A 23,876-nucleotide genomic window follows, 5' to 3' on the forward strand; every position below is an offset into this window, starting at 1 on the left:
TCAGCCTCCCTTCGCCCGGTGCGAGAGCATCTGCGCGACGCCGTACAGCTTGGCGAAGCCAGCGGCCTCCGAGCCCGTCCACAACACGTTCGCTTCCCCGTACGTCGCCACCTTCGCGTCCATCAACGAATAGGGCGAGCGCACGCCTTCCACCACGATGGAGCGAGGGTGCAACACGAGCCGCACCTCGCCCGTCACCCGGTCCTGCGAGGAGGTGAGGAACGCCTCCAGGTCCTTCACGAGCGGGTCGAAGAAGTGCCCCTCGTGCAGCAGCGAGCCGTAGAGGTTGCCCACGGTCTCCTTCCAGAAGAGCTGCTTGCCGGACAGCACCAGCTTCTCCAGCTCGCGGTGCGAGGTGATGAGCAGGTGCGCGGCCGGCGCCTCGAAGCCCACGCGGCCCTTGATGCCGAGGATGGTGTCGCCCAGGTGGATGCCCCGGCCGATGCCGTACTGGCGCCCCAGCACGTTGAGCGCCTCCACCAGCTCCACCGGCCCCAGCGCCTTGCCGTCCAGCGACGCGGGGATGCCTTGCTCGAAGCCCACCGTCAGGGGACGAGGCTTCAAGTCGGTGGGAATCTCCCCGGAGGGGAAGGCCGCCTCGGGCAGCGCGCTCCACGAGTTGAGCGTCTCGCTGCCGCCCACGGACGTGCCCCACATGCCCTCGTTGACGGAGTAGGAGCCCAGCTTCGGCGGCATGTGGATGCCGCGCTCGGCCAGGAAGGACAGCTCTTCCTTGCGGCTCAGGCCCAGCGTGCGGATGGGGGTGAGCAGCTCCAAATCACCGGCCAGCGAGCGGAACGCGACGTCGAAGCGCACCTGGTCATTGCCCGCGCCGGTGCTGCCGTGCGCCAGCGACTGCACGCCCTTCTCGCGCGCCACGCGGACGACCTCCACGGCCTGGCACGCCCGCTCCGCGGACACGCTCAGGGGGTAGAGCTGCCCGCGCAGCACGTTGCCGGCGATGAGGTAGCGCAGGTAGCCCTGGAAGAGGGTGCCGCGCGCGTCCACCTTGATGTGCTCCACGGCGCCCAGCTTCGCGGACAGGGCCGCGATGCTCGCGAGCTGCTCGGGCGGGAAGCCGCCCGTGTCCACGGTGACGGTGGTGACGGCGTAGCCCTGCTCGCGCAGGTACACCGTGCAGAAAGCGGTATCGAGTCCGCCGGAGAAGGCCAGCACCACGTTCTTCTTGCTCATGTCGTCACTCCTCACGGGGAAGGCGTTCATACGTCCCACACGCGCGCGGTGGCCGTGGCCAGGGCGCGGTGGGTGTCGTCGAGCCAGGCGCGCGCGGCGGCCAGCTCCTCACGGGCCTGGGGCAGCCCCAGGTTTCCGGCGCCACCCAGGTGGGTGGCCGTCAATGCCTCGCGGTCCGGGTGGAACGTGCCGTCCGAAAGCTCCCGGCCCACCTGCCGGTAGGCGTCGCGGAAGGCCTGTCCTCCGGCCACCAACGTGTAGGCGTGGTGGGCCGCGTACAGCGTGTCGTCGCAGGCGCGCGCGGCGGCGTCCGCCTTCACCTGGAGCACCGGCACCAGACGGGAGAGCACGTCCAGGAGCGCACGGCTGGAGGCCAGCGCCGCGAAGGTGGGGCGCTTGAGCAACTGGAAGTCGCGGTGGTAGCTGGAGGGCAGGCCGCCCGCCACCGCTTCCACCTGGTGCGCCAGTCCTCGCAGCTCGCGGCATCGCCCGCGCGCCAGCTCGACCACGTCCGGGTTCTTCTTCTGCGGCATGATGGAGGAGCCGGTGGTGAACGCATCCGGCAGCCCGAGGAATCCGAACTCGTCCGTGCTGTAGAGCTGCACGTCCCACAGCCACTTCTCCAGCGTGCCCGCGACGCTGCAGGCCCAGCCCAGCACCGCGGACTCGTGACGGCCGCGTCCGTTCTGCGCGTCGATGGGGCTTCTCTGCACCCGACTGAAACCGAGCAGCTGAGCGACGTATTCGCGGTCGATGGGCAGCGGCACGCCGAAGCCCGCGGCGGCGCCGAGCGGGCAGCGGTCCAGCCGTCCCCACACGCCGCGCAGCGCCTCCAGCTCCTCCAGCAGACCCTCCGCGAAGGCCATGCCCCACATGCCGAACGTCGACGGCATCGCGCGCCGCAGATGGGTGTAACCCGGCATCGCCACATGGGCGTGCGCCTGCGCGAAGTCCAGGAAGGCCTCCGCCAGCTTCACCGCGCCCGCGCCGAGCGCGAGGACCTCTTCACGCAGGAAGAGGCGCACCGCGAGCAGCACCTGGTCATTGCGCGAGCGCGCCAGGTGGATGCGCTTGCCCGGCTCGCCCACGCGCTCCACCAGCGCGGCCTCCAGCGCAGTGTGTCCGTCCTCCTGCTCGGGGCGGATGGTGAAGTGGCCCGCACGCGCCTCGTCGTGCAGCGTCTTCAGCGCGCCGACGAGCGCCCGGGACTCCTCGGGCTTGAGCAGGCCCACCTTGCCCAGCATGCGCGCGTGCGCGGCGCTGCCCAGCGCGTCGTGCGGGGTCAGCGCCAGATCCACGACGGGGTCGTCGCCCACGGTGAACCGGTGGATGACCGCGTCCAGCGCGGCGCCCTTGCCCCACAGAGTCTCAGCCACGGGCCACCTCCTCGAAGTAGCCGCGCAGAAGGCGCGTGTAGAAGGCGGCGCCAGCTTCCAGCTCCGCCAGGGTGATGAACTCGTCCGCCAGGTGGCTTCTCAGCGTGTCGCCCGGGCCCACCTTCACCGTGGGCAGCTCGCCCAGGAAGGCCCAGTCGGACGTGGTGCTGGAGCCCACGGGCTCTTCGCCCGACGCGGCGATGGCCGCCCGGACGATGGGCTGATGCGACAGCGTCGCCTTCGGCAGATACCGCGCCGAGTGCACCTTCACCTCGCTCTTCAACACGCCACCGAGCTGGGTCGCCACCTGCGCGTGGTCCATGCTCGGCGTGGTGCGCAGGTCCACGAAGAACTCGCAGGCGTCCGGCACCTGGTTGCGCGCCAGCCCTCCGGAAATCTGCGTCACCTGGGCCCGCGCCTCACCCAGCAGCGGGTGGGACGGGAAGCGCAGCTCCGCCAGCGTGGAGATGTCTCCGGCCGCGACGTGGATGGCGTTCACCGCCTGCGCGTTGTGCGCGTGCGCGACATGCGAGCTGCGGCCGTGCGCGGTGCAGCGCAAGAGCAGCATGCCCCGCTGGGCCGTGCAGGGCTTGAGGCTCGTGGGCTCGCCCACCACCGCGGCGTCCAGCGGCCCCAGGTCCGGCAGCAGCGTGCCCAGGCCCTGGCCTCCGGTCTCCTCCTCGGCGGTAAAGGCGAAGACGATTTCTCCACCCGCGGGCGGACCTTCCTTCAGGAGCGTCCGGGCCGCGACGAGCATCCCCGTCACGCAGCCCTTGGCGTCGTTGCTGCCCAGGCCGTACAGGCGGTCCTCTCGCCACTCGGGCGCGTGGGGCGCGTACGTCCACCCGGCGCACGGCTTCACCGTGTCCAGGTGCGAGTTGACGAGCAGTCGGCGTGGCCCGCTTCCCACGGAGAACCACACGTTGTGGCCCTTCCGCTGGACGCGCGCACCCCAGCCCTCCGCCCACCCGGACACCGTGTCCGCGATGAGTCGCTCGTCACCCGAAACGCTGGGGATGGCCACCAGCGCCTGGAGCAGCTCCGCCGCCTTCATCCCCCGTTCCCCGCGTTCTTCGGCGCCTTCTCGCGCACCACCATCGTCCCGCTGCCCTCGTTGGTGAAGACCTCCTCCAACAGCGCGTTGGGCGCCACGCCGCTCACCAGGTGCACGCTGCCCACGCCGCCCACCAGCGCGTGGCGGATGGCGTGCGCCTTGGGACGCATGCCGCCGGAGATGGCGCCCGTGTTCTCCATGGTCGCCAGGTCCGTCAGGTTCGCCAGCGTCACCAGCGACGTCGGGTCATTCAAGTCGCGCAGCAGGCCCGGCACCTGGACGAGGAAGAAGAGCTTCTCCGCCGACAGGGCCACCGACAGCGCCGCCGCCACGGTGTCCGCGTTGGTGTTGTAGACGGCGCCGTCCGCGCCGCCGGAGAGGGGCGCGATGACGGGCACGTAGTCGGCCGAGCGCAGGTGCTCCACCACGCGCGTGTCCACCGCCTCGATGTCGCCGACGAGGCCGTAGTCCACCAGCCGGCCCTCGGTGGCCCCCGGCTCCGTCACCATGACGGGAGGACGCTTGCGCGCCTTGATGAGCCCGGCGTCCACGCCGCTCAGGCCCACGGAGGGCACGCCCGCCGCCTGCAGGTCCGCGAGCAGGTCCGTGTGCAGCTTGCCGGCGAGCACCATCTTCGCCGCGTCCAGCACGGGTGCGGACGTCACGCGACGGCCGGCCACCTTCTCCACCGGAAGGTGGAGGGCGTCACACAGCGTGTCCAGCTCGGGCCCGCCGCCGTGCACGACGACGGGGCGGATGGAGAACGTCCACAGCAGGGCAATCTGCTCGCACGCGGAGCGGCGCAGACGCGGGTCGCTCAGCATGGCGCCGCCGAGCTTCACGACGAACGTCTTGCGGCGGAACTGCTGCACATAGCGCGCGGCGTTGCGAAGCGCGGAGTACGGGTCGGGTGACAAGGGCACGGGAGACCTCGAAATGAAGAGAAGGGGAGAGGCGCGCCTGGGTGGCGCCGCTCAGCGGGACTGCGAGCGCATCCAGTGGAGCAGGGCGCGCTGGACGTGGAAGCGGTTGCCCGCCTCGTCCACCACGCGACTGCTGGAGTGGTCCAGGACCTCATCGGCGACCTCCACGTTGCGACGCACGGGGAGGCAGTGCAGGAAAGCGGCATCCTTCGCCGCGTTCGCCATGGTGCGCAGCGTGGGCATCCACCCGGAATACGACGCGAGCAGCGCGGTGACGTCGTTGGGGGAGAAGGCCGCGGCGGCCGTCGGGCCCCACGACTTGGCGTAGACGGCGCGGCTGCCGGCGAGCGCCTCGTCCTGGTCGTGGGTGTAGGTGATGCTGCCGCCGGTGGCCTTGGCGTACGCCTCCGCCTCCGCGCGCACCGCGGGGTGCAGCTCGAAGCCAGGAGGATGCGCCACGCGCACCTCACAGCCGGCCGCCGCCGCGCTCAGGAGGAACGAGTTCGGAACCGCCTTGGGCAGCGGCTTGATGTGCGGCGCCCACGTCAGCGTCACGGGCAGCTTCTTCGTGGTGCCGAACGTCTCGCGCAAGGTCAGCATGTCCGCCAGACCCTGGCAGGGGTGCTCGCGCGCGGACTCCATGCTGACCACGGGAACGGTGGCCCACTTGCGGAACGCGTTGATGATGGGGTCGACCTCGTCCTCCTCGTCGCCGCCACCCTGCGAGAAGGTCCGCACGCCCAGCATGTCCACGAAGCGCGAGAGGACGGGCGCGGCCTCCTTGAGGTGCTCGGCCCGGTCCAGGTTCATCACCGCGCCCTCGCGGTGCTCCAGCTTCCACACGCCCGAGCCGACATCCAGGATGATGGCGTTGCCACCCCCGCGCAGCATCACCGCCTCGAACGAGGTGCGCGTGCGCAGCGACGGGTTGAAGAACACCATCCCGAGGATGCTCCCCTCCAGATGACGACCCGGAGGCGTCTGCTTCCAGGCCGCGGCCTGCGCGAGGATGGCCTCTACACCCGCGGGGCCGAGATCCTTGATGTGCGTGACGTGCTTCATGGGCCTGCGCTCCCCGGCCTGGACCGGATGCATAGGTGGATGAATATGCACCAGCATGCGTGCATTTCCGCGAATGGGGCGCGGATATTATGCAGAAAGACGCGACGCGCAAGGGTAATGTTCCCGCAATCTTTCATGCGGGTTCCTTGCATGGAAATTCACGCGCATGCATGGTGGTGGGAATGAACCTGGACGACGAAATCCTTCGGCTCATCTCGGAGCGGGAGATCAGCGATCAGGCGGTCTTGCAGGAGCTGCTGGAGGCGGAAGGGCAGGCCCCGAGCCAGTCCACGCTGTCGCGGCGGCTGAAGAAGCTGGGCGTGCAGAAGGTCGGCGGGCGCTATCAGCGCGCGTCGATGGAGCCGGTGGTGGCCACCGAGCGGCAGCGCGTCAGCATCATCGAGGCTCCGCCGAACATGCTCGTGGTGAAGACGGGGCCTGGCTACGCGCCCGCCCTGGCGTTGGCGTTGGACCGAGAACCGGAGGTGCCGGGGCTCGCTGGCACGGTGGCTGGCGACGACACCATCTTCGTCGCCGTGACGGACCCCGCGCGGCTGCGTGAGGTGCGCTCCGTCGTGGAGCGGCTGATGCTCCGGAGCGCCTGAGTCGGCGGTGCCAGGGCCGTGGCGCTCACTGGCCGCGTGATTGCACGACGTGCGCATGCGTGGACCGAGTCGCGTGGCGGTGCTTCGCCCCCTTGCGTCCGCTGTCCAGTCGATACAACCTGTGAGGGAGGCTGCTGAATGGACACCCTCACACGTCAGACCCCCGTGTTATTCCCCTCGAATGACCATGGAACTGGGGTTGGGCGGCGAGGCTGTTGGATATGGGGACGTCATGGACAAGAAACCGGCCACCTATGCGGACCTGGAGGCACTTCCCGAGACGGTGGTCGGGGAGCTCATTGATGGGGAGTTGCACGTCAGCCCTCGGCCAGCGCCGCGGCACGCGCTGGCGGCATCCCGGCTGGGGGGAGAGCTGAGCGGACCGTTCGACCGGGGACGAGGCGGGCCCGGAGGTTGGTTTCTCCTCTTCGAACCGGAGCTTCATCTGTCCGGGGGCAATGTCCTCGTCCCGGACTTCGCGGGCTGGCGACGTGAGCGGATGCCAGAACTTCCGCAGACAGTGGGCTTCACGGTCGTCCCTGACTGGGTCTGCGAGGTGCTGTCCCCCTCCACGTCACGACTGGACCGCTCCCTGAAACTGCCCCTGTATGCCCGCGAAGGCGTGCGCCATGTCTGGATCATCGACCCGATAGCCCGGACGTTGGAGGTCCATCGCCTCGAAGGTCGAAGCTACGCCCCGCCTGTGATTCACGAGGCGCTCGCCAGGGTTCGCGCGGAGCCCTTCGAGGACTTCGAGCTGGAGCTGGGTTTCCTCTGGGACGCGCGGTAGCCACGCACCTGGTTACACGGCGGTTACACCTTTCGGACGGTCTCCATCGTTACTGTCCCAGCGTGCTCTTCAGGGCACCGCCGTACGAAAGGACTCACGATGAAACCGGCCCTCAAGCTCCCTGTCATCCTTGGCTCGGCCACGGTGCTCGCGCTCTCCGCGCTCCTGCTGGGCAAGCCCGCGTCCACCCCGCCTCCTCCCGAGGTGCCGCGTCCCGCCCCCGTGGCGGTGGCCCCTCCTCCTCGCGTGGAGGTCCCCACCCCGACGAAGCCCGCGCCGGCCGATGCCTCGGCCCCCGTCATCCAGATTGCCCTGCTGCTGGACACCAGCGGCAGCATGGACGGCCTGTTGGACCAGGCCCGCACGCAGCTGTGGAACATCGTGAACCGCTTCTCTCAGGCCCGACGTGGGGGCGCCGCTCCGAGGCTCGAACTGGCCCTCTACGCCTACGGCTACGCCGGGGAGGGCGCGGGCTCGAATGAGATTCGCCTGCTGACGCCCTTCACCACGGACCTGGACGCCATCTCCGAGCGCCTCTTCGCCCTGAGGACCTCCGGTGGCTCCGAGCACTGCGGCGAGGTCATCCAGGAGGCCAGCCAGAAGCTCGCGTGGAGCACGAACCCGGACGCGATGCGGCTCATCTTCATCGCCGGCAACGAAACCTTCACCCAGGGCCCCGTCGACTTCCGCGAGGCCGTGTCCGCCGCCAGCAAGCGGGGCATCACCGTGAACACCATCCACTGCGGTGGTTACGAGCAGGGCATCTCGGACCAGTGGAAGGCGGCCGCCACGCTCGCCGATGGCAGCTACATGAACATCGACCAGAACCAGAAGGTGGTGGAGTTGCCCGCGCCGCAGGACGAGGAGATTGCCCGGCTCGGCACCGAGCTGAACAAGACCTACGTCGTCTATGGCGGCGCCGCGGGCAAGGCGAGCCAGATGCGGCAGCAGGAGCAGGACAGCCTCTCGCGCGGCGTGTCGGTGCAGAACATGGCGGCGCGCTCGGTGGCGAAGTCCTCCGGGAACTACTCCAACGAGAGCTGGGACCTGGTGGACGCGGTGAAGAAGAACAAGGTGGACCTGGGCGCGGTCGCCGCCGATGACCTGCCCGAGCCGATGCGCAACCTGGACGGCGACGGGCGCAAGGCGTGGCTGGAGGCCCGGGAGAAGGAGCGGGCGGCGCTGCAGCAGCGCATCCAGGAGCTGGGCCGGCAGCGTCAGGAGTTCCTCGCGGAGGCTCGCAAGAAGAATCCCACGGAGGAGGAGTCCACGCTGGACGGGGTCATCGGTCAGGTGGTGCGTCGCGAGGCGACGAAGCGTCAGTTCACCTTGGAGTAGGATGCCGTCATGGCCGCGCGCCGAGTACTCGTCGTCGAGGATGACCCCGCCATCCGGCGCGGAATCGTGGATGCGCTTCGCTTCGAGGGCTACGAGGTCCTCGAAGCGGGCGTGCGGGAGGAAGGCCAGCGGCTGGCCGAGCGCACGCCGGTGGACCTGGTGCTGCTGGACCTGGTGCTCCCGGACGGTGACGGGCTGGACCTGCTCCGGGCCGTGCGAAAGAGCCGGCCGACGCTGCCCGTCATCATCCTCACCGCCCGGGGCCAGGAGGAGGACCGGGTGATGGGGCTGAAGCTCGGCGCGGACGACTACGTGGTGAAGCCCTTCTCGGTGCGTGAGTTGCTGGCACGCGCGGGCGCGGTGCTCCGACGCTCGGCGGAGCGGCCCCAGGGCGCCTCCCGCGTGGACTTCCCCGGAGGCCACTTCGTGGTGGAGCGCCGGGAGCTGAGCTTCGACGACGGCTCCCGGACGGACCTCTCCGAGCGCGAGGCCGAGGCGCTGCGCTACCTGGGCGACAACGCCAACCGGGCCATCTCCCGGGAAGAGCTGCTGGAGCGCGTCTGGCACCTGCCCGCGAGGAGCGTGCAGACGCGCACGGTGGACATGACGATGGCGCGCCTCAGGGAGAAGCTGCGCGACGACTCGGCCGAGCCCCGCGTCATCCTCACGGTGCGAGGCAAGGGCTACATGTTCTCCGCGCCGGGCGGCCCGGGATGATTCGCTCCTGGCGTGTCTGGCTCGCGGTGAGCGCCTGTCTGCTGCTCGCCCTGGCCGGAGTGGTGTGGCTGTCCGTCTTCGCCTTGCGGTTGGACCGCACGGACCGTCAGGCACGTGAGAGCGCGGCGCGAGAGGAGAACGTGCGGCTGGCGCTGTGGCGGCTCGACTCGGAGCTGCTGCCGCTGGTGGCACGTGAGAGCGCGGTGGCGGTGGAGTCGTATGCGGCCGTGGCTCCCGCGCGCGGCATCCTGGACGGACAGCGGCGTCCCCTTGCCAGGGGACAGGCCTGGGTGGCCTCGCCCCTGCTCTCGGGCCCGCCGGAGCACGTCCTGCTTCACTTCCAGATGGGGCCTGATGGCGAGGTGTCCTCGCCCCAGGTGATGGAGCCCGAGCTGCGGAGCCTGGCCCACCTGGCGCACCCGGGGGTCGACGCGGACGTCCTGCGCGAGCGGCTGGAGCGCGTGTCGCTGCTACTGCGGAGCGCCAACGTGAGGGAGGCGCTGGCGATGCGTGCGCCCTCGGATGGGGAGCCCGTGGCGCGGCGGGCGAGTGGGAACAAGCTGGGGGACGCGCTCCAGTGGACGAAGAACGCGAGCGAGTTCGATGCGCGCTCCCGCAGCGCGCGCCAGGCCGCGAGCCAGAACCTGGTGGGCTACGGCAACATGGCGCCGGCGGAGAACGTGGCCGCACGCGAAGTGGTCGAGGAGATGCGGGCCATCTGGGTGGGGGATGCCCTGCTGCTCGGCCGGCGTGTCCAGGTCGACGGTCAGGAATATCTCCAGGGCTGCTGGCTGGACTGGCCCGCGCTTCAGCGCTGGCTGCAGGGGAAGGTGGAGGACCTGCTGCCGGGCGCGACGCTGGAGCCGGTGAAGGGCTCCGAGACAGCGAAGGGGGAGGGGCGGCTGCTGGCGTCGTTGCCCGTGCGGCTCGTGCCGGGCGCGGCACCCGGCGAGGAGGGCTCATCCGGCGCGCTGTCCTCACTGCCCCTGGTGTTGATGGTGGCGTGGAGTGGCGTGGTACTCGCGGGCGTGGCCGTGGTGTCGCTGCTGGGCGGGGTGATGTCGCTGAGCGAGCGGCGGGGCGCGTTCGTCTCGGCGGTGACGCATGAGCTGCGCACGCCGCTGACGACGTTCCGGATGTACACGGAGATGCTGTCGGCGGGGATGGTCCCCGACGCGGAGCGCCGCCAGGAATACTTCGACATCCTCCACCGCGAGGCGGAGCGGCTGAGCCACCTGGTGGAGAACGTGCTGGCCTATGCCCGCATCGAACGGGGACGCACCCCCGCGAGGCTGGAGCGGGTGGCGGTGGGCACGCTGCTGTCCCGGATGGAGGAGCGGCTTTCTCAGCGCGCGCTCCAGGCGGGCATGTCGCTGTGCGTGGAGGTGCCTGCCGACGTGGTGGTGCTGACGGACCCGTCGGCGGTGGAGCAGGTGCTCTTCAACCTGGTGGACAACGCTTCCAAGTACGCGGCGAGCGCGGTGGACAAGCGCATCCTCGTGCAACTGGAGCGGCGTGGCGCGACGGTGGGGCTGGTGGTGAGGGACCACGGGCCGGGCGTGGACGTGGCCACGGCGCGCAAGCTCTTCGAGCCGTTCTCCAAGTCCGTGCAGACGGCGGCGAAGTCCGCGCCCGGCGTGGGACTGGGGCTGGCGCTCTGCCGTCGGCTCGCGCGGAGCATGCGCGCAGACCTTCGCCATGAGCGGGTGCGCGGGCGCGGCGCGCGCTTCGTGCTCTGGCTTCCCGCCGCCTGACGTCCGCCGCGACGCGACTCCCTGGGGGCCGCGGGCGCCTGCCCGGTGCGGGAGGCGTTCGCCTGTCGGGCGGTCGACGTCGTCCTCACGCCCGCAGCGGAGCCCGCATGGGCGCCCGCGTCGCGAACGTATTCCAGTCATCCTTGGAAATGTAGATAAACAAGAAAAATAAGAAATACTTGCGAGCGCGCATTGCGCCAACCCACCTTGAGAGCACAGGTTGGGTCATCCCACCGGGCAGGGAATTGTCGGCATCCTCGAAAAACAATTCTTTGTTCTCAAGATTTGCGGGCGTCCTCGTTCGAAATCGTAGGCAGACGTGGCGAAGCGACTCGATGGGATGTGAGACCCAGGAGGACACCATGGGCATGTCGGAGATGACATCGCTGCTGGACGGCGCTCGCAACGGGAACGCGGAGGCTCGGGATGCACTGCGGTGGGTGGCGTACCAGGAGCTCCGAGAGATGACGCACTCGGACATGAATGGTGAGTCACCCCGCCTTTCCATGCGTCCGATGATGCTCCTGCGAGACATCTGGCTGCGTCTCGCGGGAGACGTGGCGGATGCGGACCGGCGCAAGCACTTCCTGGGCGCGGGAGCCCAGGCGATGCGCCGGGTGCTGGTGGAGGGCGTGCGGGTGCGCAATGCCCGGCGGAGCGATGCGCGGCGCGAGCCGCTGTTCCTTCGCGACGAGGTCTTCGAGGTTCCGGTCGGCGTCGACATCGACGTGCTGGACCTGGAGCGGGTGCTGGTGGAGCTGGAGGCGTTCAAGCCCCGGCTGGCCCGGGTGGTGGAGCTGCGCTACTTCGCGGGCCTGGGCATCCAGGAGACCGCGGCGGTGCTGGGCGTGGTTCCCGCCACCGTCCGACGCGACTGGACCTACGCGCGCCTGGGCTTGTGCGAGCGCGTAGGCCACTGATTCCCTGAACCCATGCGTGGCTGGCGGAGCCCGGGCCCTCGAACCGAGAGGCCCGGTGCCCACTCATGTCGTCGAGGCCTGGTGCCTCGTCACGCGTGGGGTGTTGCCTCGCAGGCAACGGCCCCCATCGCCTTGTTGTCCCGGGGTCCTCGTCTGGCCCGCGTGTCTCCTCGTGTCCCCGAGTGAGAAGCGCGCGGCACAGCGTGTGCTCTCTGGCTGCGCGGGCCGTGCCCGAAGCCGGCCTCACACCAAGGACGAAGCTGCATATGACCAAGGGGATGAAGGTGGGTCTGTTGGGGAGCCCGCTGCGTTGGGCCGGATTGTCGGCGACGATTCTGGCGGCGCCCGCGAGTCTCGCGGCCGACTGCCCGACGCCGGTGCTCGAGCAGTGCGCGAACGTGGACTACCGCTCGAGCAGTTGCGGCCAGGCCCACGACGCGTATTGCCAGGACCTCACGGAGTCGGAGTGGAAGGCGCGCTGGGAACTGGCGGCCAAGAAGGTAGTGCTGTTGCCGGAGGAACTCGGTGGCAAGACGGCGACGGTGGCGACCCAGCCCGTCAAGCTGGGCACCACCCGCTTCACCGGCATGGACCAGGGGCTCGCGGGCCAGGTGCTCAAGGGCCAGGTGCTCTACCGCAAGCGGCTGGAGAACCTGACCAAGGCGGAGAAGGCGTACCTCATCCAGTTGGAGGCCTGGGACAAGAACGGAACGCAAATCACGTCGTGCCAGGAGTTCGTGGACGAGAAGTACCTGGGCTACAGCCGCTTCGAGCGGCTGGCGGGCCAGTACGGTGATGACTACCGCGCGCTCTTCAACGCGGCGTACGGCGCGAACGGAATCGCCAACCGCACGCTCTACAGCCGCGACCAGAAGAAGCTGGCGCCCATCTGGGCGGACCAGGCGGTGGCCAAGAACGCGTACTTCGAGTTCGCTCCGGGCCCGTACCCGGACGGCATCAATGGCTACGAGTTCACCAGCGAGGCCGCGTCCCTGGCCAACAACGAGGAGGCCCGCAAGTGGGCCACGCCGACGGACGCCTGGCACGAGTCGATGAGCAAGCAGCTCAGCAAGACCCCCGATGACGTGCTCACCGTGCGTCAGGAGGAGCAGGAGGTCTTCACCGCCCTGCTGCGCCGGCGCGAGGCCGTCTACGCCGAGTGGCAGCAGGCCGTCCTCATCTTCAAGAAGCAGGACCAGGACCCGAAGGAGCTGAACAATCAGGTGGGCGAGCACCTCTACATGCTCGACAAGGCCATCGAGGAGCGGCTGGTGAAGGCCCAGGAGCAGGGCTGCCTGGACACTTCGAACGTGACGTCCTGCGACTGGAGCCCGCGCCGCTACAAGGGGCAGCTCGAGGCCGCCATGGCGCCGCGCCGCGCCGCGGACCTGCAGGCCTGTCTGAACCTGACGGGCAACGACTTCAGCGAGCAGAGCTTCGTTCGCAACGCGGACCTGCTCAAGCTCTCCACGCTGAAGCAGAAGGACTACACGCTCAGCTCCTCGCTGCTCACCCAGTACCTGAACATCTACGGCGCGCACATCGCGGCGCTGGATGTGCCGGTGGACCCGTCCTCGGGCCTGGTGCGTCACGGCGGTGAGCACGGCGACAGTGGCTACTCCGGCGACAGCATGTTCGGCGGTGGCTACGACTACAAGGCGGGCTGGGAAATCACCGCGCCGGGCGCGGACCTGAAGGCGAAGGGGTTCGGATTCGCGGGCCCGTGGTGTGACTACAACGCGCGGCTCTACGCGGAGTTCAACGCGTATGTGAACGTGTTCAGCCCCACGCCGTTCGAGGTCGTCCACGTCCACGGCGGCGCGGGCACCGAGGGCAACGGCATCCGGCTCCAGCTGGGCGCTCGCGTGCTGGGCCTCAGTGTCTACAACCACGACATGCACTACCCGCTGCGCATCACCTTCGCGGAGGACAAGCCCTTCTTCAAGAGCGACGCCGCCCAGGCGTCCACCACCTTCCTGGTGTGGTTCATCCCCGTCACCGTCAAGGGCGGCGTCTCCGCGGAGACGGGCATCAAGATTTCCCTCGGCGGGGCCGTCACCCGTGACTGCGCGGCGGACCTGCTGGGCGTGGACCTGTTCGGCACCGTCACCCCCTACCTCACGGTCAACGGCTTCGCCTCCGTGGGCATCGGCATTCCCCAGTTCCAGGTGGCCGTGCGCGGCGAGGTGGTCCTCACCCGCGTGAACCTGCCGCTCTACAGCGACATCGGCCTCTACCTGAGCTCGGGCTCGCACCCGACGAACCCGAACACGCTGTTCCTGCGGCTCACGTCGAAGCTCGACATCGAGGCGCGCTTCCTCGACGGCCGCATCATGCTCTACGCCGAGCTGGGGCCGGCCCACGCGGAGTTCCCCATCTTCAGCTGGAGCGGGTTCGGCATGAAGCACAACATCTACACCCAGCAGGTGACCGTGCCGGTGGCGCAGCTCTTCTAGCCACACGTGCGGGTCCGGGTCCGGTCCCTCCCTTCGAGAAGGGGCCGGACCCCCTTCCATCCACCCCGGTGCGGGCATGCCGGGGTGGCTCCTTCCCAGTCCTCTTCAGTCTGATTCCTGGAGTCCTTCATGCGTCGCCCGAGGCTCGCCGTCCGCACGGCCGTGCTGTCCACCCTGCTGCTCACCGGCTCGCTGTCCGCCTGGTACTTCACTCGCCCCACCACGCCTGGCGCCGACACCGCGTCCGTGGTGAGCGACTCTCGGCTGCCCCTCTACCAGTGGACCCAGGGCGAGGAGCGCGTCTACCGCTTCGTCTGGGACGACCTCCAGCGCGTGTCGCTGCCACTGCCCTCCGCCGGCGAGTCCTCGACGCTCGATGGCACGCTGCACCTGGAAGGCTCGCTGACGCTCCAGGCGCTCGAGGTGCGCCCCACCGGCACGCGCCTGCACCTGGCGCTGAAGTCCCTGGAGCGACACGAGGCCGTCCTGTCCGGCCAGGTCCTCCTGCCCGACGCGGCCGCCGTGGCGGCGCACCTTCCCCAGACTGCCTCCGCGTGGGTGGAGCTGGATGCGCGGGGCGCGCTGCTGGCCGTGCGCTTCTCGGAGGCCGAGCCGCCGATGTTCCGTCAGCTCACGCAGACGCTCGCCGCCGAACTGTTCCCCACCGAGCTGCGTGACGCCGCCGAGTGGAGCGCCGTCGAGTCCACCCAGACGGGCGACGTGGAGGCCCACTTCCGCTTCGAGGGTGACGGTGACGCGCGACTGACGCGCCGTCGCTCGCGCTACCAGAAGCTGCGGGCCGCGGGTGGCAACGCCCCCTTCCAGCAGGACCTCCGCTCGCTCACGCGTTTCGAGCGCACCCCGGAGGGCCGCATGGCCGGCGTGTTCCACGACGAGTCCCTGGATGCCTCGCGGACCGACGGCGGCGCGCTGATGTCGCGCCGGATGCGGCTGCGCGTGGAGTTCGCCTCCCGCCAGCTCAAGCCGCTGCTGGCGACGGGTGGGGAGAAGACCATCATCCGCCAGCCCGCGCAGATTGCGTTCGAGGGAGACCCGGAGGTCGCCCTGCTGCGCAGCCAGGCCGATGGCATGACGATGGACCGGGTGCTCCAGGTGCTCTCCTCCGCGACGAGCGCCGAGGCCATCGCGGGCCTGGACGGCTTCGTGCGCCGCGCCATCGCCGCGCTCAAGCTGGAGCCCGAGCGTGTGCGGGAGCTGGCGGTGAGCTTCCAGCGCAAGGGTGTGTCGCCAGGACTGCGCGAGCTCACCATGGACCTGCTGGCGGGGGCGGGCCACGCGGAGGCCCAGGCCACGATGCGCGCGCTGCTCCAGTCGCCGGCGGCCCGTGAGCACGAGGCTTCCTTCGGACTGATGGTGCAGCGCGCCGGCTTTCTCCGCGAGCCCGAGCCGGAGACGGGGCGGATGCTCACCGCGATGAACGCCCAGGCGCGCGCGGCGAACGACGTGGGAACCGAGCGGGCGTCCGCGTACGCGTTGGGGGGCGTCATCTCGCACCTGTCTCCGGGTGACCCGGAGGTGGCGACGTACGCACGTCCGCTGGAGGCCGCGCTGCGCGATGCACGCAGCGACGAGGACCGCACGCATGCGCTGCGCGCGCTGGGCAACACCGGCCTGGAGTCCGTGCTGGACCAGGCGGGGCCCCACCTGCGCGCGGAGTCGGCGGAGGTGCGCGCCGCCGCGGCGGAGTCGCTGCGTCGCGCGCCGCAGGAAGTGGCCACGCGCATGCTGCTGGACTCGCTCGGCTTCGAGAAGGACCGCGCGGTGCAGTCCGCGCTGCTCGACGCCCTGGATGCGCGCGCGCTGGACGCGGCGGACCTGGAGCGGCTGCGGGCCTGGGTCGTCTCCGGCCAGCTCGCGTCCGGCGCGGAGTCCACATTGCTGAACGTCATCACCCACCGGCTCGATGGCAGCGCGCCCATCTACCAGATGCTCCAGGCCCTCGCGCTGCGCCCGGGGCAGCAGTCCTCCCTGCGTGCTCGCATCATGTCCCTCATGGCCCAGTCCTCCGCGCAGCGCGACGGCTGAGCCTCGGCCTTTCTCTCCCTGTCTCAATCACTCCACGCATTCGAGGTCTTCATGAAACGCATTTTGAACAGGCTGGGCCTGCTGGCCTTGCTCGGCCTCTGGTTGACTCCGGTGGCCCAGGCGGACGTCCTGGATGACGTGCGGCGCGGGACGAACGTGCGCCTCAACGCGGCTCGCATCCATGTGAAGGGCAATGACTACGCCACGGGCTACTGGCTGCTGCCCAAGGCGTCCGGATCGTTGAACCTCAACGTCCCCGCGCGCGACTTCGGCATCAACTCGGACCTGGTGCTGCACCTGTACGGCTCGCGCTCCGGCAACGTGCTGACCTGGACCTTCGACGACACGCTCCCGAGCCCCTATTACCTGGGAGGCGCCAACAGCGTCACGCGAGTGCGCGGCACGCTGAAGGCCTTTGCCCGGCAGGTGCGCGGCGCGGATGACCCGTTCTGTGCCCACTCCTCGTGTCCGCACAACGTGGAGCTGGTGCTGACCTCCGGCAGCCAGGTCTGGGTGGACGGCTACACGGACATCATCATCAAGGTCGGTTGGACGGAGCCGGTGACGGTCCGCCAGTTCGTGGCCTACGCGGGTGTGCCCCGTCCGCGCCTGGCCTCGGTTCGCGTGCTGACGTCCACCAACCGCTGCCAGTCGCCGGACCCGACGGAGCTGATTGGCGAGGTGACGCTGAGCAGCCCCGCGCCCACGGGAGGGGCGCTGGTGGAGTTGCTGAGCGTGGACGCGAGCGTGGGCGTGCTCAACGTGCGGGTCCCCGAGGCCCAGCGCACCGCGCGTTTCACCATGCGGCTGCCCCCGGACTGGTCCGGTCCCACCGTCATCCAGGCCTCGTCGGGAGGAATCCGCCAGACGCTCAAGGTCGCGGTCTTCAAGTGCATCGTCGAAGTGTTCCCCTTCAAGTACTGGCAGTTTCTGCCAGCGTCCTCCATTCCGCGCTTCCTGCTGAATGGGGGCGCGTTGGTGGCGCGGCTGGCGAACCAGGAGTCGGACACGCTGATCACCGCGAAGTCGGTCGCATATCCGCTCCAGGAGGTGCTCAATGCGGACCGCGTGGAGGTGAAGGGCGTCAACGGCAGTGGCGATGTCTTCGGCACCGCGTACACGTCCAAGGGCCCGAGCGCGTTCCGCCTGAAGTCCAGCACGGTGAAGTCAGGCGCGGAGCTGTGGGTGGACGGCTACGAGGCGCTCCTGGGCAATGCCCATGGCACGCCGCTGGTGCGCTGGCCGGATGACAAGGACACCGTGTACCTGGTGGACGAGGTGGGCCCCATGAAGCACGAGGGGCTGGCGGGGCTCGCGTCGGGCCGCATCTTCTTCAACGCCCTGGGCGAGTCCGCGTCGACCGTGGCGACCAGCAAGGGCGCTCGCGCGGTGCGAATCGTCCGCAAGGAGCAGCAGGTCCTGGTGGACGAGGAGTCGGAAGTCACCGCGCTCAACGACGTGGGCCATGTGCTGGGAACGGTGCGCGGCTCCGACAAGAAGCTGAGGCCCTTCCGCTGGTCCTCGAAGGAGGGCGTGCAGTGGCTGCCCCTGCCCGAGGGCTTCGTGTCGGGGAAGGCCGTGTCCCTCAACACCAGCGGCTGGGCCGTGGGCACCGCTACCTCCGAGGATGGCAAGACGCAGGCGGCCTTCATCTCCACGCCGGACGGCAAGAAGAGCGTCCCGCTGTCGCAGGTGGCACCCGAGGAGCTGACCAAGGCGGGCTATCGCTTCGTGGAGGCGCTGGCCGTCTCTGACGACTTCGAGGTCCTGGTCCGCGCCATCGATGGCCAGGGGCAGACCGTGCATCTGGTGCTGCGCCCATGAGCCCCACCGACACCGTTCTCCCATCGACTCTGCGAATGAGGAATCCCATCGTGAACCTGAATTCACCCCTGCGGGGGCTGTTGATGCTGTGCATGGTCGTCATGGCGGGCTGTGGAAGCTGCCAGGGGAGCACCCCGAGCTGCGACCCCAGCCAGGCGGGGACCCAGGGCTGCGCGTGCCGCACCGACTCCGCGAGCTGCAACGCGGGGCTGGTGTGCAACAGCGGGGCGTGCGTCCCGTGTGGCGCCGAGGGCCAGGAGTGCTGCGTCAGCGGCGCCTCCGGGGTCTGCAGCGGCTCGCTGATGTGCGTGATGGAGTCGGCCGGCGAGGTGTGCCGCAACTGCGGTGACCTGGGTGAGGCGTGCTGCAACTCGTCAGGCGGTCAGGTGTGCAACGCGGGGGGCAACTGCGTGGGCGGCGCTTGCCAGTCCGTGACGGGCGGGGCGTGTGACCCGGGGGGCTCGATTTTCACCGTGGGCATCCAGGACATGAACCTGTGCGCGGTGCGCGTCGTGGAGGTCCGCGCGACGACGGCCGCGAACGCGATGACGTGCGCGACCACCAGCGGCATGCTCAATCCGGGCGAGTCGTTCTTCGAGGTTCCGAACACGCCCATTGTCGACTTCGACATGTGCGTGGAGACGGAATCGGAGGGGCGCCGCTCCACCTCCGTGAGGGCCTTCGGCGACTTCGAGGCCCGGCGCTGCACGCTCTTCACCCGCTGCGGAGCCGCGGGCTGCGTCAGCGTCCGTCCGGGCATGTGCACCTAGCCCGAGGGGCGTGAGGAACGCGGGCGTCTTGGGGGACGCTCGCGCTCCCGCGCGTCGCGGCGAGGGTCTTCCGGCCCGAGGCCCTCGTCGCGGCACGCGGTCTTCAGCGCAGGAGCAGCCGCCGCACCAGCGGCAAGGGGAGGCTGCCCTGGGCGACGAAGGCGTCATGGAACTGCTTGAGGCCCGGACCCTTCGCGGCCTGGTAGTCCTGGGCCAGCCGCTGCACCTCCAGCTTGCCGAACGTGTAGTAGAGGTACGTGGGGTTGTAGGCGCCGCGCCGGGCCTCTTCGTAGGCATTGGCCGGCTGCTGGAAGCACTTCTCGCGGAACAGGCGCGCGGCGTCCTCCACGGTCCACCCGGCGGTGTGCAGCTTGATGCCGGCCACGTAGCGGCAGTCACGCAGCAGGGCCTCGGACAACTGCGCCAGACGCGGCTTCGGGTCTCCGTTTCCGAAGCCCTGGTCCAGCATCATCTGCTCGGCGTAGTGCGCCCAGCCCTCCGCGTTGCTGCCCACGGCGACCAGCTTGCGGACCTTCGTGGGGAAGCGGGGCGCGTAGAGGAACTGGAGGTAGTGGCCGGGCCACACCTCGTGGATGTTGATGACCGACACGACGGGCGCGTTGTAGAGGCTCAGGTGCTCCTCCTGGTGCTTCGCGTCCCATTCGGGCTCCACGGGCGTGACGTAGTAGAACGCCTCGGTGGCCTTCGTCTCGTAGGGCCCGGGCGTGTCCATGGAGGCGAACGAGCCTGAGCGTGCGTAGGGCGGCGTCTCCTCCACGCGGGGGCGCACCTCGGAGGGGATGGTGACCAGGTCCTTGGCGACGAGGAACTCGCGCACGCCTTCCACCGAGCGGCGCACCGACGGGATGAGGTCCTGGGCCGTGGGGTGGTCCTCTTCCATCCGAGCCATCACCTGGGCCGGAGTGAGGCGCGCGTCGATGCGCTTCGTGGTGGCCACGAAGTCGCGGAAGTCCTTCTCCAGATTGGCCTCTCCGCGCGCGAGCAGCTCCGGCAGGGGCAGGTCAATCATCTCCTCGTAGCGCAGCTTGGTCAGGAAGCGCTCCTCGCCCAGCGCGTACTTGCCGGTGGAGCGCGGCAGCAGGTCCGTCTCCAGCCAGCGCGCGTAGTCCTTCACCGCGGCCACGGCGGCGCGGTTGGCCGCGAGGAACGAGGACTGGAGCACGGCGTCGTTGCCCGCGGCGTCCTTGGCCCACGTCGCCACCGAGCCCTCGAAGAAGCCCACGGAGCCCTTCGCCATGCGGAGGGCCAGGTCGGTGAACTCGCGCGGCGGCGTCTGGACGTTGGCCTTGCCGGCGGCGAAGACGGCGGGCACGGCCTTCAGGCGCGCAATCACCGAGCGCAGCCGCTCGGCCTTCGGCGCGAAGTCGCGCTTCATCAGCCCGTCGATGGCGCCACCGGGCAGCCCCGCGTACAGCATGGGGTTGTGCTCCCAGCCGCGCACGACGCTCAGCTCGAAGTGCTCCGCGAGCAGCTGGCTCTCCACGGCCTCCGCGTCGATGGTGTCGTCGAAGGAGAGCGAGGCCCGGTCCACGGCGCGCAGTCGGGCGAGGAGCGTTTCCAGCTCGCGGATGCGGGCCTCGACGCGAGGCCGGCTCAGGTCCTCCAGCTTGCTGTCATAGGCATGCAGCCCCACCGCCGTGCCGTTCGACGGAGAGAAGTCGAACGAGGCCTCGAAGATGGTGTCCACCAGCTTCGCGAAGCTCTCGGGCGGATGGGCACTCCCCGAGGGCGACTCAGGGGTGGTGGAGGGCACCTGCCGCGCGCAGGCGCAGAAGAGCCAGCATGCGGTGAGAAGCAACGCGCGAGCGGGAACGGCTTTGAGCATTCCGCCGTTCTAACAAGGCGATTCAGGGCTTGCCCAACAGCTCCATCGCCGACGTTGTCAGTGCGGTGACACCCGTGCGCAGCGTGCGCTCGCGGTCCGGGATGAAGCCGGAAGAGTGGAGAGAGGGGAGCGGCTCGCCCCCCGAGCGGGACTGGGTGAAGCGCTGGGGTTCCACGGCTCCGAGCCAGAGCATCACCGCGGGGACTCCCGCGCGGCCGTACTCGGAGAAGTCCTCGCCGCCCATGACGGGCTGGGCCTCGCCCACGTTCTTCTCGCCCAGCACGCGCACCACGGCGTCGGTGAGTCGGCGGGTGAGCGCCGGGTCGTTGTACGTGGCGGGCGTGCCCTCCGTGACTTCGACCTTGGGAGGACGGGGGGCGCCCGAGGCGAGGGCCTCTGCCTTCGCGACGCGGTCGATTCCGTCGAGCAGCGCCTTGCGCACCTCCGGCTTGTACGAGCGCACGGTGAGCTGGAGGCGCACCTCGTCGGGGATGATGTTGTGCTTGGTGCCGCCCTGGATGGAGCCCACGGTGATGACGCCGGGCTCCAGGGGATGCTTCTCCCGGCTGACCACCGACTGGAGCGCGAGCACGGTGCGCGCCGCCATGACGATGGGGTCCACCGTGGTGTGCGGATACGCGCCGTGGCCGCCCTTGCCGTAGAGGGTGATGTCCACCGAGTCCACATGCGCCATCGCGTAGCCGGACACGTACTCCACCCGGCCGGCGGGAGCGGCGGTGGTGTTGTGGAGGGCCACCGCGAAGTCGGGCTTGGGGAAGCGCTTGAAGAGGCCGTCGGCCAGCATCTTCCGCGCGCCCGCGCCAATCTCTTCCGCGGGCTGGCCCACCAGCATCAGCGTGCCGCGCCACTGGTCCTTCTTCTTGGACAGCAGCGTGGCGGTGCCCAGCCACACCGTCATGTGCACGTCATGTCCGCACGCGTGCATCACCGACACCGTCTGGCCCTCGCCGTTCTTCACCGTCACCTTGCTCGCGTAGGGCAGGCCCGTCTTCTCCTCCATGGGCAGCCCGTCCAGGTCCGTGCGCAGCATGACGGTGGGGCCCGGCCCGTTGCGCAGCAGCGCGACGACACCCGTGCCGCCGACGCCGGTGGTGACGTCGAAGCCCAGCTTGCGCAGTCGCTCGGCGAGCTTCGCGGCGGTCTTCTCCTCCTGGAACGACAGCTCCGGGTTCTGGTGCAGGTCCCGGTAGAAGATGTCCAGCTCCGGATAGAGGCCATCCAGGCCCCCCAGCACGGTGGAGGGCTGCGCCGCGAGTGCACGCCCCACGGGCGCGGTCAGGAGGACGACGAGCAAGGCCAGCAGGGAAGGGCGGTTCACCAGGAGGTCTCCGGTCCGTGTCGAGAGCCGCGCCACTACACCACAGGACGAGGCTTTCGGTGGGAGGCGCGCGCGGCGCTCCTGGCTCCGGTCGGCTGGGGTCAGGCTGGACGCACCGATGCGGTGCGGGCCCGCGCGACATCGGGGGCGAAGTCCGTGGCGCGCAGGAAGTCGAACCAGCGGTCCAGCACCGTGGCGACCGGAGGCAGCTCCACGCCCATGCGCTGGGCCAGCGCGAGCGCCGGTTCCACCGGGTAGCGGGCCGTGTCGAGGAAGTCGAGCGACTCCGTGGCCGCGCCGAGCAGGCGCTCCGGCAACCAACGCACCCACGAGACGGGCAGGGCGAAGCGGGGTGCTCGTCGACCGGAGCGCTCCGCCGCCCAGCGCACGAGCTGGTGGAGTGGAGGAGTGCTCGGGTCCAGCAGCGTGTACTCCTGTCCCTGGCTCTCCGGCAGCTCCGCCACTCCGGCGAGGAAGCGCGCCAGGGTGTCCACTGCCACCACGGGAACGAAGGTCTCCGGCGTGCCCAGCAGCACGGGCATCGTCCCCGCGTGGACGCGCTGCAAGGTGTCTCCGAGGCCCAGGCTCTGCACCGTCGCTCCGGTGCGACTGTCTCCGATGACAGTGGACGGATGCACGGTGGTGACGGGAACACCGAGTCGCGTGGCGGTCTCCAGTGCCACCCGATGCGCGAGCGCCTTCGAGGCCTCATAGGCGCCCGAGCCCGTGAAGCCCAACGTGGGCGCGGGGACGACTTCGCCCGAGGCATCGAGTCGAGGACCGATGCGATATCCGCCCACGAGCACGAGTCGTCGCAGCGAGGGCAGTCGGGAGGCCAGCTCCACCACGGCGCGGGTGCCCTCGACGTTGGTGCGCCGAGCCGCATCGGCGGACAGGTTCCAGGCGAAGCGAGCGCCCAGATGGAACACGTCGCGCACGCCCTGAAGCACGTGCTCATCCCCGGCGCTCAGCCCCAGTCGAGGAGCATCCAGGTCGCCCTCCAGGAACACGAGCTGCTCGGGTGCGCCTCCCAGCCCGGCCACCCAGTCCCGGTACTCCTGGGCCCGAGCCCGCGCGTTGCGTGACAGCAGGGCCACCCGCTGGCCCCGCCGCGTGAGCTCCGGCACGAGCCAACGCCCTATCAAGCCCGTGGAGCCGATGACGAGCGCATCCGGTGATGTCGCCTTCATGATGACCTCGATATATCTAGACCAGTCTACATATTCTGGAGTCGAGCCCACGCGGCCCATCCGCGTCGGCTCGGGGCCGCTGTCAGTCCAGTGAGAGCAGGCGCTCCAGTTCCTTCGAGAGCTCCTCGACGGGAGCCCGACTCCGGTGGGCGCGCATCAGCAACAGGGCGCCTTCGATGGAGGAGAGCAGCAGGGCCGCGCGTCGCCGCGACTCGGTGGGCGTGAGGCCCTCCGCGCGGAGTCGCTCGGTGAGGAGCTGTTGCCAGGCGCGCAGGGCCTCGGCTGCCGCCGCGCGCACGGGTTCAGGGGTGGCGCCCGACGAGAGGACCACGGCCGAGACAGGGCACCCCTTCTCGAAGCCGGACGCCTCCGCCCGGTCCGCAAGCGTCGCCAGCGCGCGACGCAGCCCGGAGACGAGTCCCCGCTCCGTGGCGAGGTGCGCGTCGAGCAGCCGGGTGACTTCCGAGGCGGAGACCTGGAGCGCCTCCACCGCGAGCTGCTCCTTGCCGCCAGGGAAGTGGAAGTAGAGCGAGCCCCGAGGCGCCTTGCCGGCCTCCAGCAGCTCCTGGATGCCCGCGCCCGCATAGCCCGAGCGCTCCAGCATCTCCGCCGCCGCGGCAATCATCCGCCGGCGTGTGTCTTCTCCCTTGCTCACGAGGAGATGAATATACC

At 69.8% G+C, this 23,876-nt stretch carries 19 protein-coding genes; 10 read left to right on the forward strand and 9 right to left on the reverse strand.

Annotation, left to right across the window (positions count from 1 at the left end):
• From argG to HUA75_RS05410, 5 genes are read right to left on the reverse strand one after another with little or no spacing between them, the layout of a single operon-like run.
• Positions 1–1,194, reverse strand: coding sequence for an argininosuccinate synthase (gene argG, locus HUA75_RS05390; RefSeq protein ID WP_141643553.1), 1,194 nt, complete (start codon positions 1,192–1,194; stop codon positions 1–3).
• A 26-nt stretch (positions 1,195–1,220) separates the two neighbouring features.
• Positions 1,221–2,570 carry an argininosuccinate lyase gene (gene argH / locus HUA75_RS05395; protein ID WP_174485705.1) on the reverse strand — a complete coding sequence of 450 codons (1,350 nt, stop codon included), beginning with the start codon at positions 2,568–2,570 and terminating at the stop codon, positions 1,221–1,223.
• On the reverse strand, positions 2,563–3,624 hold the full coding sequence (locus tag HUA75_RS05400; protein WP_174453463.1) for a M20/M25/M40 family metallo-hydrolase: 1,062 nt from the start codon (positions 3,622–3,624) through the stop codon (positions 2,563–2,565). The genes argH and HUA75_RS05400 overlap by 8 nt, the downstream gene beginning before the upstream one ends.
• Positions 3,621–4,547, reverse strand: a complete 927-nt coding sequence (gene argB, locus HUA75_RS05405; protein ID WP_141643550.1) for an acetylglutamate kinase — start codon at positions 4,545–4,547, stop codon at positions 3,621–3,623. The genes HUA75_RS05400 and argB overlap by 4 nt, the downstream gene beginning before the upstream one ends.
• A 51-nt stretch (positions 4,548–4,598) precedes the next feature.
• Positions 4,599–5,609, reverse strand: a complete 1,011-nt coding sequence (locus HUA75_RS05410) for an N-acetylornithine carbamoyltransferase (RefSeq protein ID WP_174485706.1) — start codon at positions 5,607–5,609, stop codon at positions 4,599–4,601.
• 170 nt (positions 5,610–5,779) lie between these two features.
• On the opposite strand from HUA75_RS05410, the gene HUA75_RS05415 reads away from it, so the two are divergent.
• From HUA75_RS05415 to HUA75_RS05460, 10 genes are all read left to right on the forward strand, one after another.
• Positions 5,780–6,214: an arginine repressor gene (locus HUA75_RS05415; protein ID WP_141643548.1), complete on the forward strand. Its 435-nt coding sequence runs from the start codon at positions 5,780–5,782 to the stop codon at positions 6,212–6,214.
• 232 nt (positions 6,215–6,446) lie between these two features.
• On the forward strand, positions 6,447–7,004 hold the full coding sequence (locus HUA75_RS05420) for a Uma2 family endonuclease (protein ID WP_174485707.1): 558 nt from the start codon (positions 6,447–6,449) through the stop codon (positions 7,002–7,004).
• Positions 7,005–7,103: 99 nt separating this feature from the next.
• Positions 7,104–8,342, forward strand: a complete 1,239-nt coding sequence (locus tag HUA75_RS05425; RefSeq protein ID WP_174485708.1) for a VWA domain-containing protein — start codon at positions 7,104–7,106, stop codon at positions 8,340–8,342.
• A 9-nt stretch (positions 8,343–8,351) separates the two neighbouring features.
• Positions 8,352–9,059, forward strand: a complete 708-nt coding sequence (locus HUA75_RS05430) for a response regulator transcription factor (protein ID WP_141643546.1) — start codon at positions 8,352–8,354, stop codon at positions 9,057–9,059.
• Entirely contained in the window at positions 9,056–10,813 is a 1,758-nt protein-coding gene (locus tag HUA75_RS05435) for a sensor histidine kinase KdpD (protein WP_174485709.1), read from the forward strand. The genes HUA75_RS05430 and HUA75_RS05435 overlap by 4 nt, the downstream gene beginning before the upstream one ends.
• A gap of 368 nt (positions 10,814–11,181) precedes the next feature.
• The gene (locus HUA75_RS05440) at positions 11,182–11,733 is read left to right on the forward strand and encodes an ECF-type sigma factor (protein WP_141643544.1); all 552 of its coding nucleotides are present in this window, start codon (positions 11,182–11,184) and stop codon (positions 11,731–11,733) included.
• A gap of 266 nt (positions 11,734–11,999) precedes the next feature.
• Complete coding sequence (locus tag HUA75_RS05445) at positions 12,000–14,189, forward strand: hypothetical protein (protein WP_174485710.1); 2,190 nt, start codon at positions 12,000–12,002, stop codon at positions 14,187–14,189.
• A 129-nt stretch (positions 14,190–14,318) separates the two neighbouring features.
• On the forward strand, positions 14,319–16,235 hold the full coding sequence (locus HUA75_RS05450; protein WP_174485711.1) for a HEAT repeat domain-containing protein: 1,917 nt from the start codon (positions 14,319–14,321) through the stop codon (positions 16,233–16,235).
• Between the two features lie 51 nt (positions 16,236–16,286).
• On the forward strand, positions 16,287–18,059 hold the full coding sequence (locus HUA75_RS05455) for a hypothetical protein (protein WP_174485712.1): 1,773 nt from the start codon (positions 16,287–16,289) through the stop codon (positions 18,057–18,059).
• A 50-nt stretch (positions 18,060–18,109) separates the two neighbouring features.
• Positions 18,110–18,829, forward strand: coding sequence for a hypothetical protein (locus HUA75_RS05460; RefSeq protein ID WP_371746060.1), 720 nt, complete (start codon positions 18,110–18,112; stop codon positions 18,827–18,829).
• A 103-nt stretch (positions 18,830–18,932) separates the two neighbouring features.
• Here HUA75_RS05460 and HUA75_RS05465 read toward each other — a convergent pair whose 3' ends face one another.
• The 4 genes from HUA75_RS05465 to HUA75_RS05480 all read right to left on the reverse strand — a co-directional run bounded on the left by HUA75_RS05465 (position 18,933) and on the right by HUA75_RS05480 (position 23,859).
• Positions 18,933–20,675, reverse strand: a complete 1,743-nt coding sequence (locus tag HUA75_RS05465) for a DUF885 domain-containing protein (RefSeq protein WP_174485713.1) — start codon at positions 20,673–20,675, stop codon at positions 18,933–18,935.
• 22 nt (positions 20,676–20,697) lie between these two features.
• On the reverse strand, positions 20,698–22,014 hold the full coding sequence (locus HUA75_RS05470; RefSeq protein ID WP_174485714.1) for an amidohydrolase: 1,317 nt from the start codon (positions 22,012–22,014) through the stop codon (positions 20,698–20,700).
• A gap of 101 nt (positions 22,015–22,115) precedes the next feature.
• Positions 22,116–23,204 (reverse strand): SDR family oxidoreductase, encoded by a 1,089-nt coding sequence (locus tag HUA75_RS05475; RefSeq protein WP_174485715.1) that lies wholly within the window; start codon positions 23,202–23,204, stop codon positions 22,116–22,118.
• 82 nt (positions 23,205–23,286) lie between these two features.
• Positions 23,287–23,859: a TetR/AcrR family transcriptional regulator gene (locus tag HUA75_RS05480; protein ID WP_174475502.1), complete on the reverse strand. Its 573-nt coding sequence runs from the start codon at positions 23,857–23,859 to the stop codon at positions 23,287–23,289.
• Positions 23,860–23,876: the final 17 nt, after the last annotated feature.

This window comes from Myxococcus sp. CA040A (genome assembly GCF_013336725.1).
GTDB classification, from domain to species: Bacteria; Myxococcota; Myxococcia; order Myxococcales; family Myxococcaceae; genus Myxococcus; species Myxococcus llanfairpwllgwyngyllgogerychwyrndrobwllllantysiliogogogochensis.

What these genes read in the sequence shown, in the direction of transcription:
- HUA75_RS05415 (WP_141643548.1), top strand. Translation starts at nt 5,780, where the DNA reads ATGGTGGTGGGAATGAACCTGGACGACGAAATCCTTCGGCTCATCTCG.
- HUA75_RS05410 (WP_174485706.1), bottom strand. Translation starts at nt 5,609, where the DNA reads ATGAAGCACGTCACGCACATCAAGGATCTCGGCCCCGCGGGTGTAGAG.
- HUA75_RS05450 (WP_174485711.1), top strand. Translation starts at nt 14,319, where the DNA reads ATGCGTCGCCCGAGGCTCGCCGTCCGCACGGCCGTGCTGTCCACCCTG.
- HUA75_RS05400 (WP_174453463.1), bottom strand. Translation starts at nt 3,624, where the DNA reads ATGAAGGCGGCGGAGCTGCTCCAGGCGCTGGTGGCCATCCCCAGCGTT.
- HUA75_RS05465 (WP_174485713.1), bottom strand. Translation starts at nt 20,675, where the DNA reads ATGCTCAAAGCCGTTCCCGCTCGCGCGTTGCTTCTCACCGCATGCTGG.
- HUA75_RS05455 (WP_174485712.1), top strand. Translation starts at nt 16,287, where the DNA reads ATGAAACGCATTTTGAACAGGCTGGGCCTGCTGGCCTTGCTCGGCCTC.
- HUA75_RS05435 (WP_174485709.1), top strand. Translation starts at nt 9,056, where the DNA reads ATGATTCGCTCCTGGCGTGTCTGGCTCGCGGTGAGCGCCTGTCTGCTG.
- HUA75_RS05475 (WP_174485715.1), bottom strand. Translation starts at nt 23,204, where the DNA reads ATGAAGGCGACATCACCGGATGCGCTCGTCATCGGCTCCACGGGCTTG.
- argG (WP_141643553.1), bottom strand. Translation starts at nt 1,194, where the DNA reads ATGAGCAAGAAGAACGTGGTGCTGGCCTTCTCCGGCGGACTCGATACC.
- HUA75_RS05425 (WP_174485708.1), top strand. Translation starts at nt 7,104, where the DNA reads ATGAAACCGGCCCTCAAGCTCCCTGTCATCCTTGGCTCGGCCACGGTG.
- HUA75_RS05420 (WP_174485707.1), top strand. Translation starts at nt 6,447, where the DNA reads ATGGACAAGAAACCGGCCACCTATGCGGACCTGGAGGCACTTCCCGAG.
- HUA75_RS05445 (WP_174485710.1), top strand. Translation starts at nt 12,000, where the DNA reads ATGACCAAGGGGATGAAGGTGGGTCTGTTGGGGAGCCCGCTGCGTTGG.
- HUA75_RS05430 (WP_141643546.1), top strand. Translation starts at nt 8,352, where the DNA reads ATGGCCGCGCGCCGAGTACTCGTCGTCGAGGATGACCCCGCCATCCGG.
- HUA75_RS05440 (WP_141643544.1), top strand. Translation starts at nt 11,182, where the DNA reads ATGTCGGAGATGACATCGCTGCTGGACGGCGCTCGCAACGGGAACGCG.